Annotated in this window: 19 protein-coding genes, 3 tRNA genes and 1 pseudogene; 12 read left to right on the forward strand and 11 right to left on the reverse strand. The window is 72.3% G+C overall.

The window, feature by feature from the left end; translation table 11 throughout:
* Positions 1–68: 68 nt before the first annotated feature.
* From ABT092_RS01565 to ABT092_RS01575, 3 genes are all read left to right on the forward strand, one after another.
* Positions 69–141, forward strand: a tRNA-Asn gene (locus ABT092_RS01565).
* Between the two features lie 5 nt (positions 142–146).
* Positions 147–219 (forward strand) — tRNA-Asn (locus tag ABT092_RS01570).
* A 167-nt stretch (positions 220–386) separates the two neighbouring features.
* Positions 387–460: transfer RNA gene (locus ABT092_RS01575), tRNA-Ile, on the forward strand.
* 404 nt (positions 461–864) lie between these two features.
* Here the strand turns inward: ABT092_RS01575 and ABT092_RS01580 are convergent.
* On the reverse strand, positions 865–1,227 hold the full coding sequence (locus tag ABT092_RS01580) for a DoxX family protein (protein WP_351238553.1): 363 nt from the start codon (positions 1,225–1,227) through the stop codon (positions 865–867).
* 200 nt (positions 1,228–1,427) lie between these two features.
* On the opposite strand from ABT092_RS01580, the gene ABT092_RS01585 reads away from it, so the two are divergent.
* Both ABT092_RS01585 and ABT092_RS01590 read left to right on the forward strand, forming a co-directional pair.
* Positions 1,428–2,087, forward strand: a complete 660-nt coding sequence (locus tag ABT092_RS01585) for a TetR/AcrR family transcriptional regulator (protein WP_351238555.1) — start codon at positions 1,428–1,430, stop codon at positions 2,085–2,087.
* A gap of 166 nt (positions 2,088–2,253) precedes the next feature.
* Positions 2,254–3,363 carry a hypothetical protein gene (locus ABT092_RS01590; RefSeq protein WP_351238557.1) on the forward strand — a complete coding sequence of 370 codons (1,110 nt, stop codon included), beginning with the start codon at positions 2,254–2,256 and terminating at the stop codon, positions 3,361–3,363.
* Here the strand turns inward: ABT092_RS01590 and ABT092_RS01595 are convergent.
* Positions 3,332–4,099, reverse strand: coding sequence for a GNAT family N-acetyltransferase (locus tag ABT092_RS01595; RefSeq protein ID WP_351238558.1), 768 nt, complete (start codon positions 4,097–4,099; stop codon positions 3,332–3,334). The genes ABT092_RS01590 and ABT092_RS01595 overlap by 32 nt on opposite strands.
* A 61-nt stretch (positions 4,100–4,160) precedes the next feature.
* Positions 4,161–5,006: a class I SAM-dependent methyltransferase gene (locus tag ABT092_RS01600; RefSeq protein WP_351238560.1), complete on the reverse strand. Its 846-nt coding sequence runs from the start codon at positions 5,004–5,006 to the stop codon at positions 4,161–4,163.
* Between the two features lie 205 nt (positions 5,007–5,211).
* Between ABT092_RS01600 and ABT092_RS01605 the strand changes: the two genes are divergently transcribed.
* The gene (locus ABT092_RS01605; protein WP_351238562.1) at positions 5,212–6,708 is read left to right on the forward strand and encodes a N,N-dimethylformamidase beta subunit family domain-containing protein; all 1,497 of its coding nucleotides are present in this window, start codon (positions 5,212–5,214) and stop codon (positions 6,706–6,708) included.
* Here ABT092_RS01605 and ABT092_RS01610 read toward each other — a convergent pair.
* A complete protein-coding gene (locus ABT092_RS01610; protein WP_351238564.1) occupies positions 6,705–7,424 on the reverse strand; it encodes an HAD family hydrolase in 720 nt (239 codons plus the stop codon). The two genes, ABT092_RS01605 and ABT092_RS01610, sit on opposite strands and share 4 nt — an antisense overlap.
* A gap of 3 nt (positions 7,425–7,427) precedes the next feature.
* Positions 7,428–8,591, reverse strand: a complete 1,164-nt coding sequence (locus ABT092_RS01615) for a serine/threonine protein kinase (RefSeq protein ID WP_351238566.1) — start codon at positions 8,589–8,591, stop codon at positions 7,428–7,430.
* Between the two features lie 304 nt (positions 8,592–8,895).
* On the opposite strand from ABT092_RS01615, the gene ABT092_RS01620 reads away from it, so the two are divergent.
* The 4 genes from ABT092_RS01620 (at position 8,896) to ABT092_RS01635 (ending at position 13,441) form a co-directional block, all read left to right on the forward strand.
* Complete coding sequence (locus ABT092_RS01620; RefSeq protein WP_351238568.1) at positions 8,896–10,188, forward strand: extracellular solute-binding protein; 1,293 nt, start codon at positions 8,896–8,898, stop codon at positions 10,186–10,188.
* 174 nt (positions 10,189–10,362) lie between these two features.
* The gene (locus tag ABT092_RS01625) at positions 10,363–11,346 is read left to right on the forward strand and encodes a carbohydrate ABC transporter permease (RefSeq protein ID WP_351238570.1); all 984 of its coding nucleotides are present in this window, start codon (positions 10,363–10,365) and stop codon (positions 11,344–11,346) included.
* Complete coding sequence (locus tag ABT092_RS01630; RefSeq protein WP_351238572.1) at positions 11,343–12,197, forward strand: carbohydrate ABC transporter permease; 855 nt, start codon at positions 11,343–11,345, stop codon at positions 12,195–12,197. The genes ABT092_RS01625 and ABT092_RS01630 overlap by 4 nt, the downstream gene beginning before the upstream one ends.
* 143 nt (positions 12,198–12,340) lie before the next feature.
* Positions 12,341–13,441 carry a radical SAM protein gene (locus ABT092_RS01635; protein WP_351238574.1) on the forward strand — a complete coding sequence of 367 codons (1,101 nt, stop codon included), beginning with the start codon at positions 12,341–12,343 and terminating at the stop codon, positions 13,439–13,441.
* On the opposite strand, the gene ABT092_RS01640 is transcribed toward ABT092_RS01635, so the two are convergent.
* A complete protein-coding gene (locus ABT092_RS01640) occupies positions 13,423–14,376 on the reverse strand; it encodes a GHMP family kinase ATP-binding protein (protein ID WP_351238576.1) in 954 nt (317 codons plus the stop codon). The genes ABT092_RS01635 and ABT092_RS01640 overlap by 19 nt on opposite strands.
* 59 nt (positions 14,377–14,435) lie before the next feature.
* Entirely contained in the window at positions 14,436–15,545 is a 1,110-nt protein-coding gene (locus tag ABT092_RS01645) for an NAD-dependent epimerase/dehydratase family protein (RefSeq protein WP_351238578.1), read from the reverse strand.
* Positions 15,546–15,779: 234 nt separating this feature from the next.
* On the opposite strand from ABT092_RS01645, the gene ABT092_RS01650 reads away from it, so the two are divergent.
* Positions 15,780–17,486: an NAD-dependent epimerase/dehydratase family protein gene (locus ABT092_RS01650; protein WP_351238580.1), complete on the forward strand. Its 1,707-nt coding sequence runs from the start codon at positions 15,780–15,782 to the stop codon at positions 17,484–17,486.
* Positions 17,487–17,793: 307 nt separating this feature from the next.
* Positions 17,794–19,161 carry an esterase-like activity of phytase family protein gene (locus ABT092_RS01655; protein ID WP_351238582.1) on the forward strand — a complete coding sequence of 456 codons (1,368 nt, stop codon included), beginning with the start codon at positions 17,794–17,796 and terminating at the stop codon, positions 19,159–19,161.
* Positions 19,162–19,218: 57 nt separating this feature from the next.
* Here the strand turns inward: ABT092_RS01655 and ABT092_RS01660 are convergent.
* From ABT092_RS01660 to ABT092_RS01675, 4 genes and pseudogenes are all read right to left on the reverse strand, one after another.
* Positions 19,219–20,398: pseudogene (locus ABT092_RS01660) on the reverse strand (RNA polymerase sigma factor).
* Positions 20,399–20,503: 105 nt separating this feature from the next.
* A complete protein-coding gene (dnaG, locus tag ABT092_RS01665; RefSeq protein WP_351238584.1) occupies positions 20,504–22,414 on the reverse strand; it encodes a DNA primase in 1,911 nt (636 codons plus the stop codon).
* Positions 22,415–22,505: 91 nt separating this feature from the next.
* Positions 22,506–23,780 (reverse strand): NAD(P)/FAD-dependent oxidoreductase, encoded by a 1,275-nt coding sequence (locus ABT092_RS01670; RefSeq protein WP_351238586.1) that lies wholly within the window; start codon positions 23,778–23,780, stop codon positions 22,506–22,508.
* A gap of 212 nt (positions 23,781–23,992) precedes the next feature.
* The gene (locus ABT092_RS01675; RefSeq protein ID WP_351238588.1) at positions 23,993–25,318 is read right to left on the reverse strand and encodes a deoxyguanosinetriphosphate triphosphohydrolase; all 1,326 of its coding nucleotides are present in this window, start codon (positions 25,316–25,318) and stop codon (positions 23,993–23,995) included.

The following is a 25,318-nucleotide window of genomic DNA, read 5'->3' on the forward strand; positions in this document are numbered from 1 at the left end:
TATGTGTCGCAGCGAACGGACGCCCCCTGGTGACCACCGGGGCAGGTGCGTTCGATGCAACGAGGCAATCCTCCGTAGCTCAATTGGCAGAGCAGCCGGCTGTTAACCGGCAGGTTACTGGTTCGAGTCCAGTCGGGGGAGCTCGATCCTCCGTAGCTCAATTGGCAGAGCAGCCGGCTGTTAACCGGCAGGTTACTGGTTCGAGTCCAGTCGGGGGAGCAGCCGAGAAGGACCCCTCCCAGGGGTCCTTTTTCGTGTCCGGTGGAACCGTCCGGGCGCGTCCGGGGTCTCCATGGTCAGCAGGGCCGACCAGCCGAGGCAGGAGATCGTATGAGCGGCTATGCTGCGGCAGACGGCGCGCGCATCGGCGCGCGACGCGCCGTAAGGGGGCGGTAGCTCAGCCGGTTAGAGCAGCGGACTCATAATCCGTCGGCCGTGGGTTCGAGTCCCACCCGCCCCACTCTCGTCCCGCACGAGCAGAATCGTTCAGACGCGGACGGGTCGAGCCCGAACGGCAGCCCGCCGGTCACCTCCGGACCGTGCAGCGGCGAGGGCGGCCGGCACGCGGCGGAGTGACGGCTTCCGCTCAGGGTGTCGGCAAGGGTGGTCTCTTGCCTGACCCTGCGGCCCCGCCTCCGCCTCTCGGGCACATTGAAGACTCCGCTCTACGTGGCGGATGGCCCGTCAGGGGCTCGTAGCCGTAGCCAACAAGCACAACGACCCCATCGGCCGCCACCGAGACCGGGTGCGGCCCGGCGCTCCGCCGCCCCTGCCCGGCACCGTCCCTCCGCGCTCTCGCAGATCTGACGGGCCGGGTCCGGTCGCAGGGCCCCGGGCGACGGTCCGGGCCGAAGGCCCGGCAGGTCACGCCGTGGCGAGGCCCAGCACCAGGGGGATGGCCGAGACCACGGCCAGGACGAAGGGCGAGGGGGCGCCCTTGAGGTCGTCGGCCCGCAGGTGGGCGACGACGGCGCCGAGGAAGTAGAGCACCAGGCCCACGGCGGCGGCGATGCCCAGCGGCCGGTAGGCGATGCCGGCGAGCAGGCCCAGGGCGCCGGCGAACTTCAGCAGCGCCAGCACGGTGTAGGAGCGTCTGGGCACGCCGACGCGTTCCATGGTCTCCACGATGTTCTTGTCGCCGACCAGCATGCCGCGGCCCGAGAACACCAGCAGCAGCGACACCAGGACGGCGAGGACGACGTAGGAAACGAACACGGTCTTCTCCAAGGGGTGAGGGTGTGGAGGGGGAGCGCGCCCCGGGCCGGCGGCCGGCACGACAGCGGGCCGGCGGCAGTGGTGCGGGTGCGGGTGCACGGACACCCGGCACGGTCGCGCGGGCGGTCCGCCGCGTTTCTCCCACCCAGGTAAAGTACAACGTGCATTGCACTAAGTAAAACGATGCCTGCAATCACTCAGGAGGTACCGCCATGACCAGGGCGGACGCGGGGCGGGGCGCACCGCACAAGGGGTTCCCGGAGAAACGGAACGCGATCGTGCGGGCCGCTCGGCAGGTGTTCGGCCGGATCGGCTACCAGGGGGCCAGCATCGACGTGATCGCCGCCGAGGCCGGGGTGTCCACCCGCACCATCTACAACCACTTCGAGAACAAGGAACGGCTCTTCGCCACCGTGCTGCTCGACAGCTCCGAGCAGGTGGCCACCGCCCACGAGGCGCTGATCGAGCGCCACCTCGGGGGCGCGACCAGCACCGCCGAGGTGGAGGGCGGCCTGGTGGCCCTGGCCAAGGACTGGGTGCGGCCGGGGCCGGAGTTCGCCGAGCACTGCACGATGGTCACCCGGCTCACCACCGAGGGCGAGAGCGTTCCCGAGGACCTCCACGGCAGCTGGCAGCAGGCGGGCCCCCGGCGGGTGCAGGGGGCGCTCGCCGCCCATCTGACCCGGCTCGCCGGGCGCGGGCTCCTGGACGTTCCCGACCCCGCACGCGCGGCCCAGCACTTCGTGGCCCTGATCACCCCCGCCGGGGCCCACGGCAAGGCGGGCACGGACCCGCTGCCCGAGGCCGAGGCGGAGGCGGTCGCGGTCACCGGGGTCCGCGCCTTCCTGTACGGGTGCCTGCCCCGGGGCTGAGCCGCCTCGACGGGAGGGCGGGTTCGGGAGCCCGGGACGGGCCACCGCATCGCGTCACTGAGCGGCCGTTTTCGGCCGTCGCCCCCGCTCCGCGGGGATTCCGGGTGGGTGCTGGCCATGATCAGCGAGACGTCATTCCCGGTCGTTCGGCTGAAGGAGCCCCTCGATGCCCACCGCACGCGTCAGTTCGGCCGTGATGACCCACCCGGTCCGCCGGGCCCAGGCGGAGGACATGGTGACCCGGCTGGGCCTCGGTTCCCTGGCCCTGGACCCCGACCCGGAAGGGCCGCCGTCGGCCCTGCGGACAGCGCTGGTGGCCTGGTCGCGGGTGGCCGAGGGCGCCACCCACCAGTTCATGATCCAGGACGACGTGGCCGCGCCCGACGACATGATCGACCTGGTGGCCCACTGCGCCGACCGGTTCCCCGAGGACGCCCTCGCCTTCTACACCAACTGGCACGCCCGCAACGGCGGGGCGACCCGACTGGCCGCGCTGGCCGGGGCCGGCTGGGTGCGCGCGGTGCCGGAGGAGTTCACCCCGACGCTCGCCGTCAGCCTCCCGGTGGAGGTGGCCGAGGAGTTCCGGCAGTACGCGGAGGCTTCCGCCGAGCGCCACGACGACGAGGTGATGTGCACGTTCCTGCGGACCGGGGGGCGGCGCAGCGCACTGTTGGCGGTGCCCACCGTCACCGAGCACACCGGCACCAGCAGCATCAACGGGCACGCCGCCCAGGGCATCCGCCTCGCGGTCTGTCCCGCCTCCGCCGAGGACGCCCGGCCGTTCCTGTACCGGGGGTGGGTGCTGGAGGAACTGCCGTGGGTGCCGTACATGCGGTACGGCGAGGGCTACATCCGCTTGCCCGGGCAGGAGCACGAACCGCAGCCGCGCCACCACTACACCTGGCGGGAGGCCCTGCCGCTGACCGGTGAACTGACCGAGGGGCAGGTGTGGGACGCGGTGCGCCGGCGGCGGCCGGCGGCGCAGGCGGTGCGGGTGGCCGAAGCCTTCGGGGAGCCCTTCGCCGACGAGTTCTGGATCCACTGCCTGCTGCTCGGCCGGCAGGCGGAGGTGGCCGCCCGGCGGCACGCCCCGGCGGGGGCGCAGCGGGGCGGCACACCGGGCGCCGACCGGCTGCGTCGGGCGGCGGTGTCCACGGCGGGCCCGGCCGGGCTGTCGCCCGAGCGCCGGCCGGAGGTGACCCCGGCGTACGCGGAGCTGTTGTCCGCGTACGCCTGGACCGCCGTCAGCTGCGGGGAGTCGCTCCTGGAGGGCTGAGGTCGTAGGTGACCCAGACGGCGGGCTCCCAGTAGGCGGCCCGGTCCTGCTCGCGGTCGACCCGGAGGGTGCTGAGCCCCTCCGGGAAGACGTAGGCGTCGCTCTCCGGGAACTCCATCCCGGTCCAGGACTCCCACTCGGCGACCGTGCCGCTGATCAGGGAGGACTCCTCCGCAGTGGCGGTGATCCGACCACCGAGCCGCACCTGGGTGCGCACCCAGGGGTCGAAGGGCTCGCCGTCGTCCCGGGTCCACCGGGCGTAGCGCTCGGTGGGGACGAGCGGGTAGCGGTGCTTCCAGATGGGCCGCACCGGGACGATGACGTGCCGCAGTCCGTCCCGGCGGGCCATCTCGATCATCTGCTGGAGCAGCGCCTTCGACAGGTTCCTGCCCTGATGGGCGGGGGCCACTTCGACGCCGAGCGCGCACAGCGCGGTGGGCTCGGTGCCCGCGTCGCGGGCGGCGAAGGCGTCCCGGATGGAGGCGTCGAGCCCGGTGCCGAGGCCCTCGGGGGTGCCGTCCCAGGGGCGGGGCAGTGAGCGGCCGGTTCCGAGGATCGCGTCGTCCGCCTCGTCGTACAGCAGGAACTGGTGGTCGCCGAAGTCGTCGAAGAGGCGGTTCCAGAAGCCCTCGGCCCCGATGTCGCCGTGCAGGTTGTATTCGGGGATGATTCCGGTGAACTCTTCGGTGATGCGGTCCCAGAGTTCCGGGCGCTCGTTGTACAGAACGGCTTTCACGGTGTTTCCCTTTCCCTGTCCCGATGCGTTCTCCGCACCCGTGCACGTGCATTGCATTCCGTCACGCCTTGACGGCCTCCCAGACGATGACGATGGGAATTCCTTCCCAGGCGGCCCGGGCGGCGTCCTCGACGAACTCCTCGTAACCACCGGGGGAAAGCCGTCCGTTGAAGACGGGTTCGTAGCAGGCGCGAACGGTGAGGCCCGCGGCGGAGAACGCCTCGATGTACCGGCCCGGCAGGTGCACGTGGTTGCGGACGAAGGCGAGGTGGTCGTCCCCGTGCACGAACAGGCACTGGCCCTGGAGGGTGATCACGAAGGGGTGCAGATCGGTGACGATCACGCGCCCGCCGGGGCGCACCACCCGGGCGAGTTCGGCGACCGCGGGGCCGAGGGCGGGCTGATGGGTGAGGGCGAGGGTGGAGACCGCGAGGTCCACGCTGGCGTCGTCCACCGGCAGCTGCTCCAGCCGGCCGAGGCGGAACTCGGCCTCCGGGGCCTTGCGGCGGGCCTGCTCCACCATCTGCGGGGACTGGTCGACGCCGATGGTGCGGTAACCGCGGCTGGTCAGGGCGACGGTGGTGCGGCCGGTCCCGCAGGCGGCGTCCAGGGCGGTGCCGACCGGGCCCGCGTCCAGGAGCCGGTGCACGATCGGTTCCTCGACCTCCAGGTAGGAGCTGGGCAGGGAGTCGTACAGCTTGGCCCAGGAGGCGTAGCCGGCCGCCTCGTCCAACTCGCTGACCCGGGCGCCGGCGCCGGGCATGCCGTCGTCCCCCTCGGCGGCGAACTTCCTGATCTCCGCGAGCCGGGCGTCGAGGAAGGCGTCGTCGGCGTCGAGGGCGCCGCGCAGCAGGGCCAGCCCCTCGATCCCCAGGACGAGTTCGCGCACCCGCAATTCCTTTGTCATTATTTTCCCTTTCCGCACAGCACGCCGTTCCGTTCGTGCCGCGCTACCCGACTTCTTGCCGTCTCATTCTTCGCGGTATCCGCCTGGCTGGAATCAGTGCGAGAAAGGCCGATCTCCTCCGATGATTTGTTGTACCGGGAAACAGCTTCTAGCATCGGGCCTCTCGTCGTGGGAAAAACGGCGATCGACGGTACTGGGAGGGCCGATGATCGAGGGCTATGTGGATCGGGAGAGCGTGACCGCGGGGGAGGTTCTCGACCTCCGCGTGTCGACCGATGCCGAGGAGTTCCGGGTCCGCTTCTACCGACTGGGCCGGGAACTCGAATACCTCGGCGAGTCCGAGCCCCGGCGGGGGGTCTTCAAGGCGCCGCCGGCGCACCCGGACGGCGTGGCGGGGCACGCCGCGCCGGACGTGGACTGGGAGTTGCCGCACTTCGCGTTCCCGGTGCCCGAGCAGTGGCGGCCGGGCGTCTACCTGGCGCACCTGGTGGAGGGGGACGCACAGCGGGCGGCCGGGGTGCCCTTGCTCGGGGACGGGGACGTCGAGGGGTTCTCGCGCGAGTTCTTCGTGGTCCGACCCCGGCAGCCGGGGCGGCACGGGCGCGTCCTCTACAAGAAGTCCACCTTCACCCGGCACGCCTACAACCGCTCGGACGGCGAGGGCCTCCCCCGTGACTCCAGCCTCTACGACAGCCCGGTCCACCAGGAGGGGGACGCGCACCGGCCGCGCGGGCACAAGGTCAGCCTGCACCGGCCGGGCGGGGTCATCGACCTGGCCCACTGGGACGCCCCCTTCATCGCCTGGTTGGAGCGCTGCGGCTACGCGGTGGAGTACTGCACCGACCTCGATCTGCACGAGGATCCCGAACTCCTCTCCTCCTACGACCTGTTGTTGAGCGTCGGGCACGACGAGTACTGGAGCGCCGCGATGCGCGACCACGTGGCCGCGCACCTCGCCGGCGGGGGGAACGTGGCGTTCCTCAGCGCCAACACCTGCTGGTGGCGCATCCACGTCACGGACGAGGGCACCGCCTTCGTCTCGGACACCGACCACCACGTCGACGGGGTGTATCCGCACCTGCCCGCCACCGACCTGTGGTGGGCCGCCCCGCCGGACGGGGTGGGGCGGCCGGAGAACGCGATGACCGGGGTGAGCTTCCGCAACGGCGGCATGTGGCCCGGGGACTGGCCGGGCGACCGGCCGACCGAGGGGTACACCGTGCAGCACGCCGACCACTGGGTGTTCGAGGGCACCGGGCTGCGGGACGGCCGTGACGGCTCGCCGGCCGACCGGCTCGGCGCGGGCACCGCGCTGATCGGGTACGAGTGCGACGGCGCGGCCTTCGTCCGCGACGAGCACGGGGTGGCCCGGGCCAGCGGGGTGGACGGCACGCCCGACTCCTTCCTGATCCTCGGCATCTACCTGCTGGACCCCGTGAACGACGACCTCCACCGCTTCAAGTGGAGCCACTGGAACTGCCCGGAGCGGGAGCCGGCGATCACCAGCCCCCGGGCCGCGACCATGGGCGTGCACACGACGGAGGGCGGCGGCACGGTCTTCACCGCCGGTACCGTCGACTGGCCCGTGGTCTGCGGCCGGGAGGAGGACGCGGGTGTGGTGCGGGTGACCCGCAACGTGATCGACCGGCTCTCGCGCCGGGGCCAGGACCTCGGCCCCGCCCCGGTCCGGAAGGGGACCTAGAGGAGCGCGCCGAGTTCCTCCAACGAGGCGATGCGGTGCGCCCGGTCGGGCAGCGGCGGGGCGATCCCGTCCACCGCCCGGTCGGGGCGCCGCAGGTGCACCGCGCGGATGCCCTGGGCCAGCGGCCCCTCGACGTCGACCTCCCACATGTCCCCGACGAACAGGGCGCGTTCGGGTGCGACTCCGCAGGCGTCGAGCGCCGCCCGGTAGATCCGGGGGTGCGGTTTGCGCACCCCCACCCGGGCCGAGGTGACGGCGGCGTCCACCAGGTCCGTGAGCCCGCACCCGGCGACCGCGCGATCGAGGTCCCAGTACCAGTTGGAGCAGAGGGCGACCGTGCGGCCGTGCTCGCGCAACTGCGCGAGCACGGCCTTGACGTCCTCGAAGAGCTCCAGGTGCAGGGCCTTGTTGGCCCGGTCCAGCTCCGCCGCCAACGGGCCGGCCGCCTCCTCGGGCACCCCGCACTCCAGGGCCCGACGGCGGAGCCGGTCCACCTCCCAGGCCAGGTACTCCCGTTCGCCGACCGAGTGGACGCGGTGGTCCTCGCCGTCCGCCGGCCCGGTCGCCCACTGGTCGCCCCACGCCTCGACGTGCGCGTCGAGCCCGAGCCGGTGGAACACCGAGGCGTGGCTGGGCGGCAGGGGGTCCACCAGCCGGACCAACGTGCCGTAGAAGTCGAAGATCACCGCCTCCGCGGGGCGGGGAGCCGTGGCCACGGCTCAGTACCGTCCGTGCCGGACGGGGAAGTAGTCCTGGCAGTCGCCCTCGCGCTCGATGTCGACGGTGGCGCAGTGCAGTCCACCGCCGAAGGGGCCGACCGCGCGGAACGGCACCGGGACGATCTCGAAGCCGTAGCCGGCCAACTGCTCGGAGAGGGCGACCTCCTTCTCCTCGATGCACAGGGTGTTCTGGTCCAGGTTGAGCATGTTCCCGGCGAGCCAGGGGCTGCAGAAGGAGAGCTTCGGCGGGTGGTCCCAACTCGCCGGCTGCACCGCCTCGATGACCTCCCAGTCGTTCAGCCGGTAGAACTCCATCAGCTCGGGGTCGGCCAGCCGCTCGCCGCAGTGCAGCACCAGCCCGGGACGCAGCGGCACCCAGGTGGCGTCGATGTGCAGGGGGTGGGTGTTGGTGGAGGTCACCGCGTGCACCCGGTGGTCGGGGAAGTGCCGCTTGAGCCAGTCGTAGCCGCTGCGGTTGGTGACGAAGGACAACTGGACGAAGAGGTCCTTGCCCATGCGGGCGATGTCGGCCGCGTCGAACAGCGGCTCCTCCTCGGTGAGCACCAGGTCGTAGTCGCGGACCTTGGCCAACTGCACCTCGGTGGGCAGCTCGTGGTAGGTGTCCCAGAAGTCGGTGTGGTAACTGGCGTCGGTGAGGCGGGGCTTGGGGGCGGCCTCCCAGCGCATCCGGGGGTCGGACCGGAAGAGGTCCTGGAGGATCGGCCGGTAGCAGAGGTACTCGAACCAGCGGCTGCGGTAGGACATGGTGGCTTCCAGTACCTCGCTGCCGACCGTCAGCAGCAGGTCGCGGGGCGGCATGCAGCCCGACATGGTCTCCTGCTCCCAGTCGGGGGTGGAGACCTTCTGGTTGAAGTCCAAGGGGGTGGGCCGGTCCACCCGTACGCCCCGCTTGCGGAGCATCCCGGCGAAGTTGTCGAGCTGTTCGTTGGCCTCGGCCATCATGTCGGCCGGCATGGTGCCGTAGGTGCCGAGGGGGAAGCCGTCCTCGGGGAAGTCCCGGCGCACCGCGGGCTCGGGGGCCTGGACCACCGCGGCGTCGGCCCGTCCGACGATCACGTGGCGCAGGGGGTCCCAGCCGTTCCAGGAGTTGACCCGCACGGGTCGGGAGTCCGAATCGCCTGCGGTCGCATCGTGGTTCACCACGGGTAACACCTTTCGATAGGGGAACGCTGGAGACACCCGGAGAAAAATGGGTCAGGAGTTGCGTCACCGTCAAGGGCGCCCAAGAGGGGCATCGTAGTGTTTTGCGTCAATCAGAAACGGCCGATCCGGTGGTGCCGCCGCATCGGCCGGACACCGGGCCCGTGCGGGCCGGGGCCAATCCAAAACAACAATGTTCCATAATCCACCTCCGCATCCTGGCCAAAAAGCGCCCCAGCAGTAGTTTGCGGGGCTTCGCTGGGTAGATAGCAGCCCGGTTCAACCAGTCATCGAAAGGCAGAGATCCATGACCCGGCGCTTACGCCGCTTCACCTCGACTCTCGGATCGGTCGCCGTGCTCGCCACCCTGGCCGGGTGCGGCGCGGACGACTCCTCGGACGGCGGGGGCAAAGGCGGCGCCCTGACCGTCTGGCTGACCATCGACGCCCGGGAGAGCTGGCCCGATCTGGTCGCCGGCACCAACAAGCGGTTCGCGGAGCTGCACCCGGGCACCGAGGTCAAGGTCCAGTACCAGCAGTGGCCCAGCAAGAACCAGAAGATCGACGCGGCCCTCGCCGGCCGCGAGGTGCCCGATGTGGTGGAAATGGGCAACAGCGAAACCACCAACTACATCATCAACGGCGCATTCTCCCCGTTGGAGAAGAAGGATTTCGACCATTCGGAAGATTGGCTTCCGGCACTGGCCGATGCGTGTCAACACAACGGGAAGAACTACTGCGTGCCCTACTACGCGGGGGCGAAAGTCGGCATCTACCGGACGGATATCCTGAAGAAGGTGGGCGTGACGAGCCCGCCGCGCACCTACCCCGAACTGCTGTCGGTCCTCGACAAGGTGAAGGCCGAGTACGGCGCCGAGGACAAGAACTTCTCCACCTTCCACATGCCGGGCCGCTACCCCCACGCGGCCATGGCCTGGGTGAAGGACGCCGGCGGCGAGATGGCCGTGCAGGAGGACGGCCGGTGGAAGGGCGCCCTCTCGCTGCCCGCCTCCCGGGCCGGGCTCACCACCTGGAAGAAGCTGATCGACGACTACTACGTGGGTGACCGCTCCAAGGACAACGGCGACGAGCCGGGCGTCGTGGGGCAGGGCAAGGTCGCCATGTTCTACGGCAACACCTGGGAGGCGAACGCCGCCGCCGACCCGCGCAGCGGCGGCAACCCCGCACTGCGCGGCAAGTTCGACACCTTCGCCTTCCCGGGCCCCTCCGGCAAGCTGCTGCCCCCGTTCCTCGGCGGCTCCCTGCTGGCCGTCCCGGTCAAGTCCGGCAAGCAGGAACTCGCCCGGGACTGGATCAAGCTGTTCACGGACCACGGCTCCCAGCAGCAGTTGATCAAGGCCCAGACGCTGCCGAACAACACCGTGCAACTGCGGGAGGTGCCCGCGGACGGCATCAACGGCCCCTCCGCACGGGCCGCCGAACGCGGTTGGGTGACCCCGCTCGCCCCCGGCTGGACCGCGGTGGAGAAGTCCAACATCCTCCCCTCGATGCTCCAGTCCATCGCCACCGGGAAGAAGACGGTGGAGCAGGCGACCGAGGACGCCGACCGCGAGATCGACAAGCTGATCAACGAGAACTGACCGCCCCCACACCCCACCGGCGTTCCGTTCCTCCTGCCGATCCGCGGTCCCACCACCGGATCACACCCCACTCACCCCACTCACCCACATCGGCAACCCCCCACCCCTCCCCCACCCACCCCGTCGGTCGCGTGCGCCGGGCGCGCCGCGGGCGACGATCCGAGGAGTTCCCGCATGGTGACCGCAGACCCACCGGACTCCCTCGCCGTCTCCCAGCCCGTCGTCCCGGCGCCCACCGGGAAGACGGGCCGGCGGCGAGCCCGGCCCCTGTCACGGCGGCTGGTGCCCTACCTCCTGATCGCCCCGACGGTGCTGGCGCTCGCCGCCGTCCTCGGCTATCCCCTGATCGAACTGGTGCTGCTGTCCTTCCAGGACATGACCCGGCAGGAGCTGTTCGCCGGCACGGAACCGCCCTGGGTCGGCCTGGAGCAGTACCGCACCATCGCCACGGACGGGTTCTTCTGGCGGGTCGTCGGGCGCACCGCGCTCTTCACCGCCGTCACCACCGTCCTCACCATGGGCCTCGCCCTGGGCGTGGCCCTGCTCACCCGCCGGGTCTCGCCCTGGGTGCGGCTGCTCATGGCCGGCGTGCTGGTCGCGGTGTGGGCCATGCCCGTCATGGTGGCCGCCGCGGTCTTCCGCTGGCTGGTGGACGCCGACTACGGCGTCGTCAACTGGCTGCTCGGCCTCCTGCCCGGGCTGGACTTCAGCAAGCACAACTGGTTCGAGAACCCGTGGGAGGGCTTCGCCGTGGTGGTCGCGGTGGTCGTCTGGGGCTCGCTGCCCTTCGCGGCGATCACCCTCCAGGCCGCCCTCACCCAGGTGCCGCCGGAGTTGGAGGAGGCGGCCACCTGCGACGGCGCCGGCCGTACCCAGGTGCTCCGGCACATCGTGCTGCCCGTGATCAAGCCGGCGTTCGTGGTGGTGACCACGCTGAACGCGATCTGGAGCTTCGGGGTGTTCAACCAGATCTGGCTGATGCGCACCGGCCAGCCGGAGAAGGAGTACTACCTGCTCGGCGTGCACTCGTTCATCGAGTCGTTCGCCGTCAACCGCTACAGCACCGGGGCGGCCATCGCGGTCGTCACGGTCCTGTTGCTGCTCGTCGGGGCGGTCGTCTACGTCCGTCAACTCGTCCGGATGGGAGAGACAGATTGACCCCCGCCCCCGCCGCCCCGCGCGACGCCCGTAGGCGGCGCTCCTGGCGGGCCGACGCGCTCGGACTGCTGTTCTGCGCGCTGATGGCCTTCCCCCTGTACTGGATGCTGCTGACCGCCTTCCGGCCGGCCTCGGAGATCCGGAGCGATCCACCGCACTTCTGGACCCTCGAACCCACCCTGGAGAACTTCCGCCGGGCCATGGCCTCCGACACCTTCTGGTCGAGCGTGCGGGCCAGCGCACTGGTCGGCGTCGGCACGGTGGTGGTCTCCCTGCTGATCGGGGTGGCCGCGGCCTACGCGGTGGCCCGGTTCTCGTTCACCGGCCGCCGGGCCTTCGTGCTGGTGATCCTCTCCGTGCAGATGGTCCCGCTGGCCGGGCTGATCATCCCGCTGTACCTGTTGCTCAGTGACGCCGGGTTGACCGACAGCCTGGTCGGGGTGGTCCTCACCTACCTCGTCTTCATGCTGCCGTTCACCGTCTGGCTGCTGCGGGGGTTCGTCGGCGGCATTCCCGTGGAGTTGGAGGAGGCGGCGATGGTCGACGGCTGCACCCGGGCCGGGGCCTTCCGCCGGGTGACGCTGCCGCTGCTCGCGCCCGGTCTGGTCGCCACCTCCATCTACGCCCTGGTGCAGGCGTGGAACGAGTACGTGTTGGCGTACGTGCTGCTGTCCAGCAACGACAAGCAGACCGTCTCCATCTGGCTCGTCTCGTTCCAGACCAGCTTCGGCACCGACTACGGCGCCCTGATGGCGGGGGCCACGCTCACCGCCCTGCCCGTGGTCGTGTTCTTCATGATCGTCCAGCGTCGGGTGGCGGCCGGACTGACCGTGGGGGCCGTCAAGGGCTGACCACATGGGACCGCCCCCGCCGTCGCCGGCGGGGGTACGCCCGGACCACGACCGGGCTTCGGGGGCGTCGACGCCCCCGGGGGAACGACCGAGGGCAGGGTGCCGCGGCGGTGGCACGCCCTCTTGACCAGCAGGAGAACTCTGTGACGTTCGACCGTCTTGACCTGGTGTCCAAGCTGTACCAGCCGTCCGGCTGGCCGCGGGTGCTGGACGCCGCGGCGGGCAGACGCACCACCGGGCCACTGGTGGTGGACCTGGACCCGACGACGTTCTGCGACCTCGCCTGCCCCGAGTGCATCAGCGGCAAGCTCCTGAACCAGGGACGGTTCACCCCCGAGCGCCTCGCCGAACTGGCCGAGGAGCTGATATCCATGTCGGTCCGCGGGGTCGTCCTCATCGGCGGCGGCGAACCGCTCGCCCACCGGGGCACCCGTCAGGTGCTGCGGATGCTCGGCGGGGCCGGGATCGCCATCGGGGTCGTCACCAACGGCACGATGATCAAGCAGAACCTGGACGAGTTGGCCGAGTACGCCTCCTGGGTGCGGGTCTCCATGGACGCCGGCACCTCGGACACCTACCGGAAGTTCCGGCCCGACCGCAAGGGCCGCAGCGTCTTCGACAAGGTGACCGGGAACATGCGGCTGCTGGCCGAGGCGAAGAAGGGCGCCCTCGGCTACTCCTTCCTGGTGATGACCCGCCGGGAACCGGACGGCACCGTGATCAGCAACCACCACGAGGTGCTGGAGGCCGCCGGGCTCGCCCACGACATCGGCTGCGACTACTTCGAGACCAAGGCCATGTTCGACGACGGCCACCACGTCATCCAGGTCTCCGAGGACCTGCTCCGCTCGGTGGACGACCAGTTGGCCGAGGCGGAACGGCACTGGGCCGGCGACTCCTTCGAGGTCATCAACTCCTCCACGCTGACCTCGCTGCGCAGCCGGGTCGGGGCGATCCAGCCCAAGGACTACCACCGTTGCCAGGTGGCGGAGTTGCGGACCCTGATCACCCCGTCCGGCGTCTACGTCTGCTCCTACCACCGGGGCAACTCGCAGGCGAAGATCGGCGACGCGGTCACCGAACGGCTCCCCGACATCTGGGAGAACTCCGACCGGGGCATCATCGACCCCACCCGGGACTGCCGCTTCCACTGCGCGCGCCACCGCTCCAACCTCGAACTGGAGAAGATCGCGGAGGGAGCGGTGACGCCCGAACTCGGGCCGGACTACGACCCGTTCATCTGAGGCTTCCGGTCCGCGGGACCGGCGACCGGCCCCGCGGCCCGGGTGGGAACCACCCGGGCCGCGGGGTGCCGGCCCCCGATCGCCCGCCGCACCGCGGCGGCCACCTCCTCGGCCTCGACGGCGGGGCACACCCCCACGAGGGACCCCCCGCCGCCGGCGCCGCTCAGCTTCAACCGCAGCCCGGCCGCCGCGAACGCCGTGTCCCGCAGGTCCTCCAGCACCGGCGTGGACATCCGTTGCCGGTCGCGCATGGTGACGTGGGCGCGGTCCATGGCGAGGGTCAGCCCCTCCAGGTCCCGGCGGCCGATCGCCGCCCACGCCTGCGCGGACGCCCGGTCCGCCTCCTTCAGGTAGCGGGCCAACGCCGGATCCCGATCGGCCACTTGGGAGCGCACCACCGCGATGTGGTCCCCGGTGTCCTTGCGGGTCGCCGAGTCCACCACCAGCACCGTCCACTCCTCGGGGAAGTCGGTGCGCCCGCGGATCAGGGGCAGCCCGGTGGGTCGGCCCTCCAACAGCAGCGCGCCGCCCTCGATGACGGCCACCTGGTCCATCCCGCCCCCGTTGAAGCGGGCGAACTCAAAGCGGTACGCCCATCGGGTCAGGGTCGCGGTCGGGACCTGCGCCGCGGGGGCGCACGCCTCGACGTAGGCCCGCATCAGCGCCACGATCAGGGCGGTGGACGAGGACAGCCCGCTCGCGGCGGGGGCCTCGCTGTGCACCCGCACCGCGGGCGGTCGGGGCCCGAAGTGCGGGAACTCCCCGCGCAGGTACTCCCAGACCTCGTGGGGCCAGCCCGAGCCGGACGGTGCGGGCGGACCCGGCACCGTCTCCACCACGGTGGGCAACGCCAGCGCCAGGCTCACCGACCGGCCGCCCAGCCAGTCCAGGTCCTCCCCGGAGAGGCAGGCCCGGCAGGGCACCTCCGCGCGCACCGCGCGCGTCGTCCCCCCGGGGTGCGCCGCGGGACCCCGTCCGGGGCCGCCGGGCGGGGTCACGCGGTCCGCGGCCCTTCCCCGCGCCCCTCCCGGGCGGCCTTCTCGACCAGCCACTCCGGCAGCGCCTCGGGGGTGGCGTTCAGCCAGTGCACGTAGCGGTCCACGCCCTGGGGGACGGAGATCCCGGGCTGCCAGCGCATCAGCTCGCGCATCCGGTCGATGGCCGCGTACCCGCCGAGCGGGTCGTCGGCCGGGCGGGGCGTGGTGACGAACTCGGCGCCGGGGTAGTGCGGGGCGATCAACTCGCCCACCTCGCGCACCGAGGTCGGCACCCCGGAGCCCACGTTGACGGTCTCCCCCACGACCCCGTCCTCCACCAGGGCGAGCGCGGTGGCCATCGCGATGTCGTCGACGTGCACCAGGTCGCGCACCTGCACCCCGCCGCCGTTGAGCCGCATCGGCAGTCCCAGCCGGGCGTGCAGCGCCAGCCAGGCGACCATCCAGGAATGGCTGCCCGGCTTCACCACCTGGGGGTCGCCGTAGACGGAGAAGTAGCGCAGGATCGCGTGCTCGACGCCCGCGGCGCCGAGCAGCAACCGGGTCTGGTGCTCCGCCCAGAGCTTGGAGTTGGCGTAGACGGACAGCGGGTGCGGGGGCTGGTCCTCGTGGAAGACCTGCGGCCCGTCCGCGCCGCCCGCGGGCGCCACCCCGTTGCCGTAGACGGCGGCGGAGGAGATCAGCACCAGCCGGCGCACCCCCGCGGCGGCGGCCTCCTCCAGGACGACCTCGGTGCCCTCGTTGTTGGCCTTGAAGGCGACGTCCGGTCTGCGGGTGCAGGCGGCCACGTCGGCGTAGGCGGCGGCGTGGACCACGAACTCGGCGCCGCGCAGCACCCCGCGCACCGCCTCCCGGTCCCGGACGTCCCCCACCACCAGGCGCGAGGCGGTGCGGCCGGCACCGAACAGTTCGTGGGTGGCCCCCGGGTAGGCGTCCATCCGGTCCAGGACGACCACCTCGGCCTCGGCCCTGCGCAACAGCGCGGTCAACCGGCTGCCCACCAGTCCCCCGCCACCGGTCACCACGATGCGGGAGCCCCGCAGTTTCTCCAGTCGAGAAGACCCCGAAACGCCGGAGGCAATGGCCTCGTCATCGGTCTTCACGGTCATACGGACTCCTCTATCGGTGATACGTATGGAAAGCACGCGCAGACAGCATGAACGATCATCATCGGCCAGAACCAGGGGGCCTTTTCGGCACTTCTGGAGACGTCGAAGATTCCTTCTTAATTTCCGAAATTCGCCAGTGCCACCGGACGGGCACGGGCCGCGGGCCGGCCCGAGGAATCGGCGCCCTCCGGCGGAATTCGACCTTCCGGTGGAGCACCAGAGCACGGAGGACCTGTGACGCGTTACCGCATCAGCAGCGTGGTGATGACCCATCCCAAGCGGCTGCCCGCCGCCGAGGCGCTGGCCCGCTCGGCACCGCCGGGTGCCCTGCGCGTGGTGATGGACCCCGATCCCGGCGGCCGGCCGTCGGTGTTGCGCACCGCCCTCGCGGCGTGGTCGTCGATCGAGGAGGGCGCCACCCACCAACTCGTCGTGCAGGACGACATGATCCTGTCCGAGGGGTTCTTCGCACGGGTCCGACGGGCCGTGGAGCAGCGGCCGGACGCGGCCCTCGCCCTGTTCGCGCTCTGGGACTCCCGCAACGGCGGTGCGGTGCGCCTGGGCGCGCTGTCCGGGGCCCGTTGGGTGCGCGGGGTCAACGAGTACGTGCCCTGCGTGGCGCTGGTCCTGCCGCGCGCGGTGGCCGCCGGGTACGTGGCGTACGGCAGGCGGCGACTGGACGCGTGGCCCGACGACATCCTCATGCAGCAGTACCTGCGGACCCGCGGGACGCCGGCCTACGTGTCGGTGCCGAACCTGGTGGAGCACGACGACCGGGGCAGCATTTCCGGCAATGCCTTCCGCGGCCCCAGACGCGCGGTGTGCTTCCTTCCCGACGACCCCGTGGTGGACGAAACGACCGCTTTGGAATCCCCGGGGGTGGTGCCCTTCTTCAAACACGGCAAGGCCCAGTGCGTGGTGCGGATGACGGGCCCCGGACCACAGCGGTGGCTCCATCTGGAATGCGCCGACTACCTCTCCGGACAAGGCGTGGACATCGCCAGATACAAATCGGCCAACATCGAGTTGACCAAAGCCCCGGACCCCGGGGCCGCCCAGGAGACCTGGCTCACCGCCTTCACCATGGGATTCGTCCACCGCACCGAGGGCCGGGGCGCCGACGCGTCCCGGACGGCGGCCACCGCCGAGGCCCTCGCCACCCTCGGCCCCGGCGGGACCAGCCACCACCAGGACGAGGAGCGCATCCTCGAACTCCGGGCGGGACTGGCCGAGATCGCCGGGGCGGGGCTCGACGCGGGCCTGGCCGCGGCCGAGGGGTCCCGGTCCGCCCCGGTGCGGACGGGACGCCCGGTCGCCGTGCTGGGGGCGGCCAGCCCGCTGGGCGAACACGTGGTGCGCGGACTCGCGGACCGGGGCCACCGGGTGGTCCTCCGCCCCGGTGGCGGCGAACGGCTCCCCGCCCGCGGCCACCTGGTCGACCTGCGCCCGCTGGGGCGGCCGGCGGACCCGGCCGTGGTGGTGCACGGACCCGTCGGCCCGCCGGTGACCCTGCGCACCGGCGACCTGTACGGGCCGGGCTGCGCCCGCGACACCCCGATCGGCCGCATGGTGTGGAGCGCGCTGCGCAGCCGCCCCGTGGTCCTCACCGAGCCGCCCGGCCGCCCGCTGCGCCCGCTGCACACCTCCGACCTGGTCGGGGCGATCAGCCGGGTGCTGGCCCGGCGCCCGGCGGCCGGGGTGCTGGAGCTCCCCGAGGACACCCCGGTCCCCGCCCGCGACCTGGCCCTGGCGGTGCAGGCCGCGGTCCGCCCGGTGGGCATCGAGACGGTCGCGGCCCCGACCGCGGCGCCCCCCGCGCCGGACGGCGCCCCGCGGGCGCCCCGGCTCGCCGACTGGCGCCCCGGGATGCCCCTCCACCACGGTCTGCACACCTTCATGCAGTGGCTGGCCTACGAGGGGTTGGCGCTCGCCGGGGAGTGACCGGATCCGGCCGGCGTCCCTCCGGTGCGCGGCGCGCACGGCGCGCCGGGGGACGAGCCCATGTCCATGGCCCGTGCATTCCAGCCAACTATGCGCGTAGATAAGGGGGCGCGCCGGCCGTGGCCTCCCAGGTGAAACGTGAGTGCACGCCCGGGAAGGCCGTTGACGAGAGGGGTGAGGTTCGGCCGTCATCGCGGGAACCCCGCCCGGAGCCCGGGGGCGTGCGGCAGAGTCAGGGCTCCATCCGGGCCGGTCGTGCGCGACCGGCCCGCCGTTCGGTCCTGTGTCCCCCCGCCAGGAGGCCCCGATGTCCCCCCGCTCGCGCCTCGCGCGCCCCTTGCGCATCACGCTCACCCTCGGTCTGCCGCTCGCCCTCGCCGGCGGTCTGGCCTTCACCGCGACGGCCACCAGCGTCCTGCCCGGTGACGAGACCGAGAAGCGGGCGCAGGAGCCCGTGGTCACCGGGTCCGCGGTGCTGGACGAGATACCGCTCGCCGAGTTCAGCAACGGGCTGTTCCCCGGCTCGGTCGACAACGACCGGGGGGTGAACCTGGGCATCGGCAGCGACCTGTACCCGGCGGACCGGCCCGGCGAGTTCTGGGCGCTCACCGACCGCGGGCCCAACGGGCAGATCGCGGTGAACGGGAAGAAGCGGCGCACCTTCGCCGTGCCGGGCTTCAACCCGGCGATCGTCCGGGTGAAGGTGGAGGGCGAGCGGGTGCGGGTGCTCGGGTCCGTCCCGATCACCACCCGGTCCGGCAAGCCGGTGACCGGGCTGCCCAACCAACTCTCGCGCGACGAGGCCCCGTTCGACTACAACGCGCAGAACGCGCTGGAGGTGAACCCGAACGGGCTCGACACCGAGGGCATGGCCAGGGCCGCCGACGGGACGTTCTGGCTGGTCGACGAGTACAGCCCCTCGCTGATCCACGTCTCCGCCCGGGGCGAGGTGCTCACCCGCTACGTGCCCGAGGGGCTGACGTTGCAGGGCGCCGACTACCCGGTGGTCGAGGCGCTGCCGTCGATCCTGCTGAACCGCAAGCAGAACCGGGGCTTCGAGGCGTTGACCGTGCTCCCCGGCGGGGATCTGGTGATCGCGGTGCAGAGCCCGCTGCTGGTCCCCGACAAGGCCGCCGGCGAGGCGTCCCGCAACCTCCGGCTGCTGCGCTTCTCGCCCGAGGAGGGCGAGGTGACCGGCGAGTACGCCTACCGGGTGGACCCGGTGAACGAGGTGGACCCGGCGGAGACCGACCAGTCGGAGCTGAAGGTGTCCGCGCTGGTCCCGGTGGGCGCCCACAGCGTGCTGGTGCAGGAGCGCACCGACCGCACGGCCCGTCTGCACCGGGTGACGCTGCCGAAGGACGAGGGCATCCTGGACAGCCGCTGGGACGAGGTGAAGACCTCCCCCAGCTACGAGCAGACCGAGGACCTCGCGGGCGCCGGGGTCGACGTGCTGGACAAGCGGCTCGTGGTGGACCTCGGCAAGATCCCCGGGGTGCCGGGGAAGGTCGAGGGCGTCGCCCTGGTCGGCCGCGACACCCTCGCGGTGATCAACGACAACGACTTCGGCATGTCGGACGGCCCCGACGCCTTCGACCAGAACGGTCGGCTGCGGGACAGCGGGCTGAACACCAAGATCACGCACATCAAACTGCCGCAGGCGCTCCGCCGTTGAGTGAGCCCCGCCCCCCGGTGCGCCCGTTCCCCCGAGGGGGCGGGCGCACCGGCGCATTCAGTCCAGATAGCCGCGGAGCTGACCGGCGAAGGCGTGCTCTCGGAGCTTGCGCAGGGTCTTCGCCTCGATCTGGCGGATGCGCTCCCGGGTGACGCCGAAGAGCTGGCCGATCTCCTCCAGGGTGCGGGGGCGGGCACCGGCGAGGCCGTAGCGGAGCTGGACCACCTCGCGCTCCCGGTCGCCGAGGGTGGAGAGCACGGCGTCCAGGTGCTCGCGCAGCAGGAGGAAGGCCACCGATTCGACGGGGGAGGTGGCGTCGCGGTCCTCGATGAGGTCGCCGAAGGCGACGTCGTCCTCCTCGCCGACCGGGGCGTGCAGGGACATCGGCTCCTGGGCCAGCCGCAGCATCTCGCCCACCCGCTCCGCGGAGAGGCCGAGTTGGGCGCCGATCTCCTCGGGGGCGGGGTCGTAGCCGCGTTCCTGGAGGATGCGCCGCTGGACCCGCACCACCCGGTTGATGAGTTCCACGACGTGGACCGGGACCCGGATGGTGCGGGCCTGGTCGGCCAGGGCGCGGGACATCGCCTGGCGGATCCACCAGGTGGCGTAGGTGGAGAACTTGAACCCGCGGACGTAGTCGAACTTCTCGACGGCCCTGATCAGCCCGAGGTTGCCCTCCTGGACCAGGTCGAGCATGGTCAGTCCACGGCCCATGTACCGCTTGGCGACGGAGACCACGAGCCGCAGGTTGGCCTCGATCAGCTGCCGTTTGGCGGCGCGTCCCAGCACGACCAGCCGGTCGAGGTCGCCGGCGAGCCGGGAGTCCAGGTCGGGGGTGGTGTTCAGCTTCTCCTCGGCGAGCAGCCCGGCCTCGATGCGGCGGGCGAGTTCGACCTCGTCGGCGGCGCTGAGCAGCGGGGTCCGGCCGATCTCCCGCAGGTACTGGCGGAACAGGTCGGGCGGGGTGCCGCCGGACGGCGCGGCGCGGCGCGGGCGGCGGCCCTGCGCGGGAACGGCGGGGAGCGGGCCCGCGACGGAGCCTGCCGGGGACGGGGTCCGGGTCTGCACGGCGGCGACCTCCAGGGGGTTCGCTGCGGGACGGGCGGCAGCGGGACGACGGGACCGGCGGGAAGCGGCCGCGCCGCTGTCCGCTCCGTACGCGGGGAGCACGACCGCGGGGGTGAGGGTCCGAGGTGACCTCGGGGTGGGGTCGGCCGCGCTCCGGGGACTCAGGCACCGCTCCCAGTGTGCTGTACGACACACCGTCGCCACGAGGGGCGTGCGGGGACTTTCTGCGTTCGAGGGGTGACCGCGTGGTCACTCCCGGCCCTCGGCAGGGCCGCTACAGGGCGCCCGCGCCCTGCTCGCGCAGTGACTGGTCGTACTGCTGGAGGACCCACAACTCGTTCTGGACGGCGGCCAGGTGGGCCGCGTCGCCCCCGGTGCCGAGTCGGGTGAGCGCGGACTGGATGTCCCGCACCCGGCGTTCGACGGCGCGGCGGCGCACGGCCACCAACTGCTCGCCCGCGTAGACCTCGTCCACGGTGCGGCGCATGATCGCCTCGACGGCGAGTTCGGTGACCATGGCGCGGATCCGGTCGTCGGGGGCCGCTTCCCGCACCCGCACCAGGTACGCCTGGGCGTCCCGGACGCCCTGTTCCGCGCCGCCCGCCTCGGTGATCGTCTCGCGGACGGCGGCGTAGGGCTCGGCGGTGAACTCGTCGACGCCGTAGGCGTCGAAGGCCGGGGAGACCAGCTCGGGCCGTTGGAGGGCGAGCTTGAGCAACTCGCGTTCGGTGGCGTGCACCGGGTTGCGCAGGTTGAGGGCCGGGCCCTGCGGACGACGGGCGGCCGGGTTCTCGGCGACGGGCGGCCGGCCGCGGTCCGGCCCTGGGCCGGGCCCCTGACCGCCGCGGTCCCGGGCCCACCGGGCGAGCTGGCCCACCCGCTTGACCACGAACTGGGTGTCGAGGATGCCGACCAGACCGGCGAGCTGGACGGCCACCTCGTGCTGGGAGGCGCTGTTCTTGATCCGGGCGACGACCGGGGCGGCCTCGTCCAGCGCGGCGGCGCGCCCGGCCGGGGTGTCGAGGTCGTAGCGGGCGACGATCTGCCGCAGGGCGAACTCGAACAGCGGGGTGCGCGGCTGCGCCAGGTCGGCCACCGCCTCGTCGCCCTTGGCGAGCCTCAGGTCACAGGGGTCCATGCCGTCCGGGGCGATGGCGATGTAGGTCTCGGCGGCGAACTTCTGGTCGTCCTCGAAGGCGCGCAGCGCGGCCTTCTGCCCGGCGGCGTCCCCGTCGAAGGTGAAGATCACCCGGGCGGAGCCGTTGTCCATCAGCAGTCGGCGCAGGATCTTGATGTGGTCGCCGCCGAAGGCGGTGCCGCAGGTGGCGATGGCGGTGGTGACGCCGGCGAGGTGGCAGGCCATGACGTCGGTGTAGCCCTCGACGACGACGGCCCGGCTGGCCTTGGCGATGTCCTTCTTGGCGAGGTCGATCCCGTAGAGGACCTGGGACTTGCGGTAGATCGCCGTCTCGGGGGTGTTCAGGTACTTGGGACCGTTGTCGTCCTCGCGGAGCTTGCGGGCACCGAATCCCACCACTTCGCCTGAGATGTCCCGGATGGGCCACATGAGCCGGCCGCGGAACCGGTCGATCGGCCCGCCCCGGCGCCCCTCCTGGGCCAGTCCGGAGAGCAGGAGCTCCTTGTCGCTGAAGCCCTTGCCCCGCAGGAAGCGGGTCAGGTGGTCCCAGCCGGCGGGGCTGTAGCCGACGCCGAAGTGCCGGGCCGCGTCCTGGTCGAAGCCGCGTTCGGCGAGGAACTTCCGGCCGATCTCCGCCTCCGGGCTCGCGTCGAGCTGTTCGGCGTAGTAGCCGGCGGCGACCTTGTGCGCCTCGACCAGCCGGATGCGCTCACCGCGCTGGTGGGTCGGGTTGTACCCGCCCTGCTCGTAGCGGAGGGTGATGCCGGCGGTGCCCGCCAGCCGCTCGACGGCCTCGGAGAAGGAGAGGTGGTCGACCTTCATCACGAACGTGATGGTGTCGCCGCCCTCCTGGCAGCCGAAGCAGTGGAACAGCCCCTTGGCGGGACTGACCTGGAACGAGGGGGACTTCTCGTCGTGGAAGGGGCACAGGCCCTTCAGGTTGCCGCCCCCGGCGTTGCGCAGCTGGAGGTACTCGGACACGACGGCGTCGATCGGGACCGCGTCCCGTACCGCCTTCACGTCCTCGTCGTTGATCCTGCCTGCCACGTCCGCGATTCTACGGCGGCCCGCGGACGCCCGGACGCCGCGTGGTGCCGCGGACGGGGCCGGGGCCCCCGCGGCACCACGACGGGGCCGGTCACTCCACCGGCGCGGTGACCAGTGACTCCAGGGGGACGGACGGGTCGGCCAGGGCCTCGGTGTCCACCGGGGCGGCGGACCGGATCAGGTCCTGCACCGGTGCGGTGACGTCCCACACGTTGACGTTCATGCCCGCCAGCACCCGGCCCCCGGCCAGCCAGAAGGCGATGAACTCGCGCTTGCCCGCATCCCCGCGGATCACCACCTGGTCGTAGGAGCCGGGCGGGGCCCAGCCGGAGTACTCCAGGCCCACGTCGTACTGGTCGGAGTAGAAGTAGGGCAGCCGGTCGTAGGCGACCTCCCGGCCGAGCATCGCGCGGGCCGCGGCCGGGCCGCCGTTCAGGGCGTTCGCCCAGTGCTCCACCCGGATGCGGCGGTCGAAGAGCGGATGGTGCACGGAGGCGATGTCCCCCGCCGCGTACACGTCCGGGTCGGAGGTGCGCAGCGCCGCGTCCACGGCGACGCCACCGCCTTCGGCCGGGTCGACCAGTTCCAGGCCGGCGGCCTGCGCCAGTGCGGTGCGCGGGGCGGCTCCGATCGCGGCGAGCACGTCGTGCGCGGGGTGCTCCTCGCCGTCGTCGGTGCGGGCGGCCAGCACCATGCCGTCCTGGCCGACGATCTCGGTGAGGGTCGCCCCGAAGTGGAACCGCACCCCGTGCTCGCGGTGCAGGTCCGTGAAGAGCTGGCCGAGCTCCGGGCCGAGGACCCCGTGCAGGGGCGTGGGGCCCCGGTGCACCACCGTGACCTCCGCCCCGTAGCTGCGGGCCGCCGCCGCGACCTCCAGGCCGATCCAGCCGGCGCCCGCGATCACCAGGTGGCCGTTCTCCCGGCCGAGGTTGGTCAGCACCTGGCGCAGCCGCTCGCTGTGCGCCAGCCGCCGCAGGTGGTGCACCCCCACCAGATGGGTGCCGGGCACGTCCAGCCGGCGCGGTTCCGCGCCGGTGGCCAGCAGCAGCTTGTCGTACGCGATCGAGGTGCCGTCGCCGAGCCGGACCGTGCCGGCCTCCCGGTCGATCGACTCGACGGTCTGCCCGAGGTGCAGCTCCACGTCGTGCTGCGCGTACCAGCCCGGGGGGTGCACGAAGAGGCTGTCGCGCTCCGCCTTGCCGAGCAGGTAGTCCTTGGACAGCGACGGGCGCTCGTAGGGATGGTCGCGTTCGTCACCGATCAGGATGACCCGGCCGGAGTAGCCCTCGGCCCGTAGGGTCTCGGCGGCCTTGGCGCCGGTGAGCCCTCCGCCGACGATGACGAACGTCTGATCCGCGTCAACCACGTGATGCCTCCTCGTGAGCCTTTTCCGCCAGGGTGAGCGTCCCGCACCCGGCGGGCAGCGGGAAGAGGGACTGACCCGATCAGGCCAGCCCTGTCACGCCCCGTGGCGGCGGCGGACGCTCCGCACACGGCGGTGCCCGCCCCGCGCACCGGTCCCGGGCCGGGGCCGTCCGGTCCGGGGGCGCCACGGTTTCCGTGGCCGAATCCGTACGGTCAGCGGGCGGTCAGTCGGGTGTGCAGGGCGGCGGCGGAGGCGTCGGTGAGCGAGGCGATCTGGTCGACGATCACCCGCCCCCGGGCCCGGTCGTCGGCGGCCGTCTCGAAGAGCGGGCGGAACTGCGGGTCGAGCCCGAACGGGGCGCGCCGCACCAGTGCCTCGGCGAGTTCGGCGACCACCACCCGTTGCTCGGCCCGGATGAGCTCCTGCTCGGCCCGCTGCATCACGTACCGGTCGGCGACGGCCTTGAGGACCGCGCACTCCAGGGCAGCTTCCCGGGGGACCACCAGTTCGGCGGCGTAGCGGGTGAGCCGCACTCCGGTGTGCCCGGGGTCCCACCGGGCGCGGGTGGCGTGCTCGGCGGCCAGGCAGAAGCGGCCGATGAGCTGGCTGGTGGCGTCCTTCAACCCGGCCTGGGCGCGGGCGGTGCCGTCGTAGCCGTGCGGCCACCACTCCTGGGCGAGCAGCCGGTCCAGCGCCGCGGCGAGTTCTTCCGGGTCGGTACCGGCGGGGGCGTAGCGGGCGAGCGCCACCGCGAAGACGTCCCGGCGTTCGGGCTCGGCGTGCAGCGCGGTGGGGTCGACGTGGCCGGCGTGCAGCCCGTCCTCCAGGTCGTGGACGGAGTAGGCGACGTCGTCGGACCAGTCCATGACCTGCGCCTCGAAGCAGGTGCGGCCCTCGGGGACGCCCTGGCGGACCCAGTCGAAGACGGGGCGGTCGTCCTCGTAGACCCCGAACTTGGGGGACGCCGGGTCGGTGGGGTGGGCGCCGCGCGGCCAGGGGTACTTGGTGGCGGCGTCGAGCGCGGCCCGGGTCAGGTTGAGGCCCACGCTGACCGGCTCGGTGCCGGGGGCGGAGCCGGGCGGGGCCGCGAAGCGCTTGGGTTCGATGCGGGTGAGCAGCCGCAGCGACTGGGCGTTGCCCTCGAAACCTCCCCAGTCGGCGGCCACCTCGTTGAGGGCCTGCTCGCCGTTGTGGCCGAACGGGGGGTGTCCCATGTCGTGGGAGAGGCAGGCCGTCTCCACCAGGTCGGGGTCGCAGCCCAGGGCGGCCCCCAGTTCCCGGCCGACCTGGGCGCACTCCAGGGAGTGGGTGAGCCGGGTGCGCGGGCTGGGGTCCCAGGCGGGGCTGCGGGTGCCGGGGGTGACCACCTGGGTCTTGCCCGCCAGCCGGCGCAGCGCGGCGGAGTGCAGGACGCGGGCACGGTCCCGCTGGAACGCGGTGCGGCCCGGCCGTTTGTCGGGCTCGACCGCCCACCGGGCGGTGTCGGCCGTGTCGTAGGGCGGCGGCGCGTCGGACTCGGGGCGGGGGGTGCGTGCCAT

The organism is Streptomyces sp. NPDC002490 (assembly GCF_040296045.1).
GTDB lineage: Bacteria > Actinomycetota > Actinomycetes > Streptomycetales > Streptomycetaceae > Streptomyces.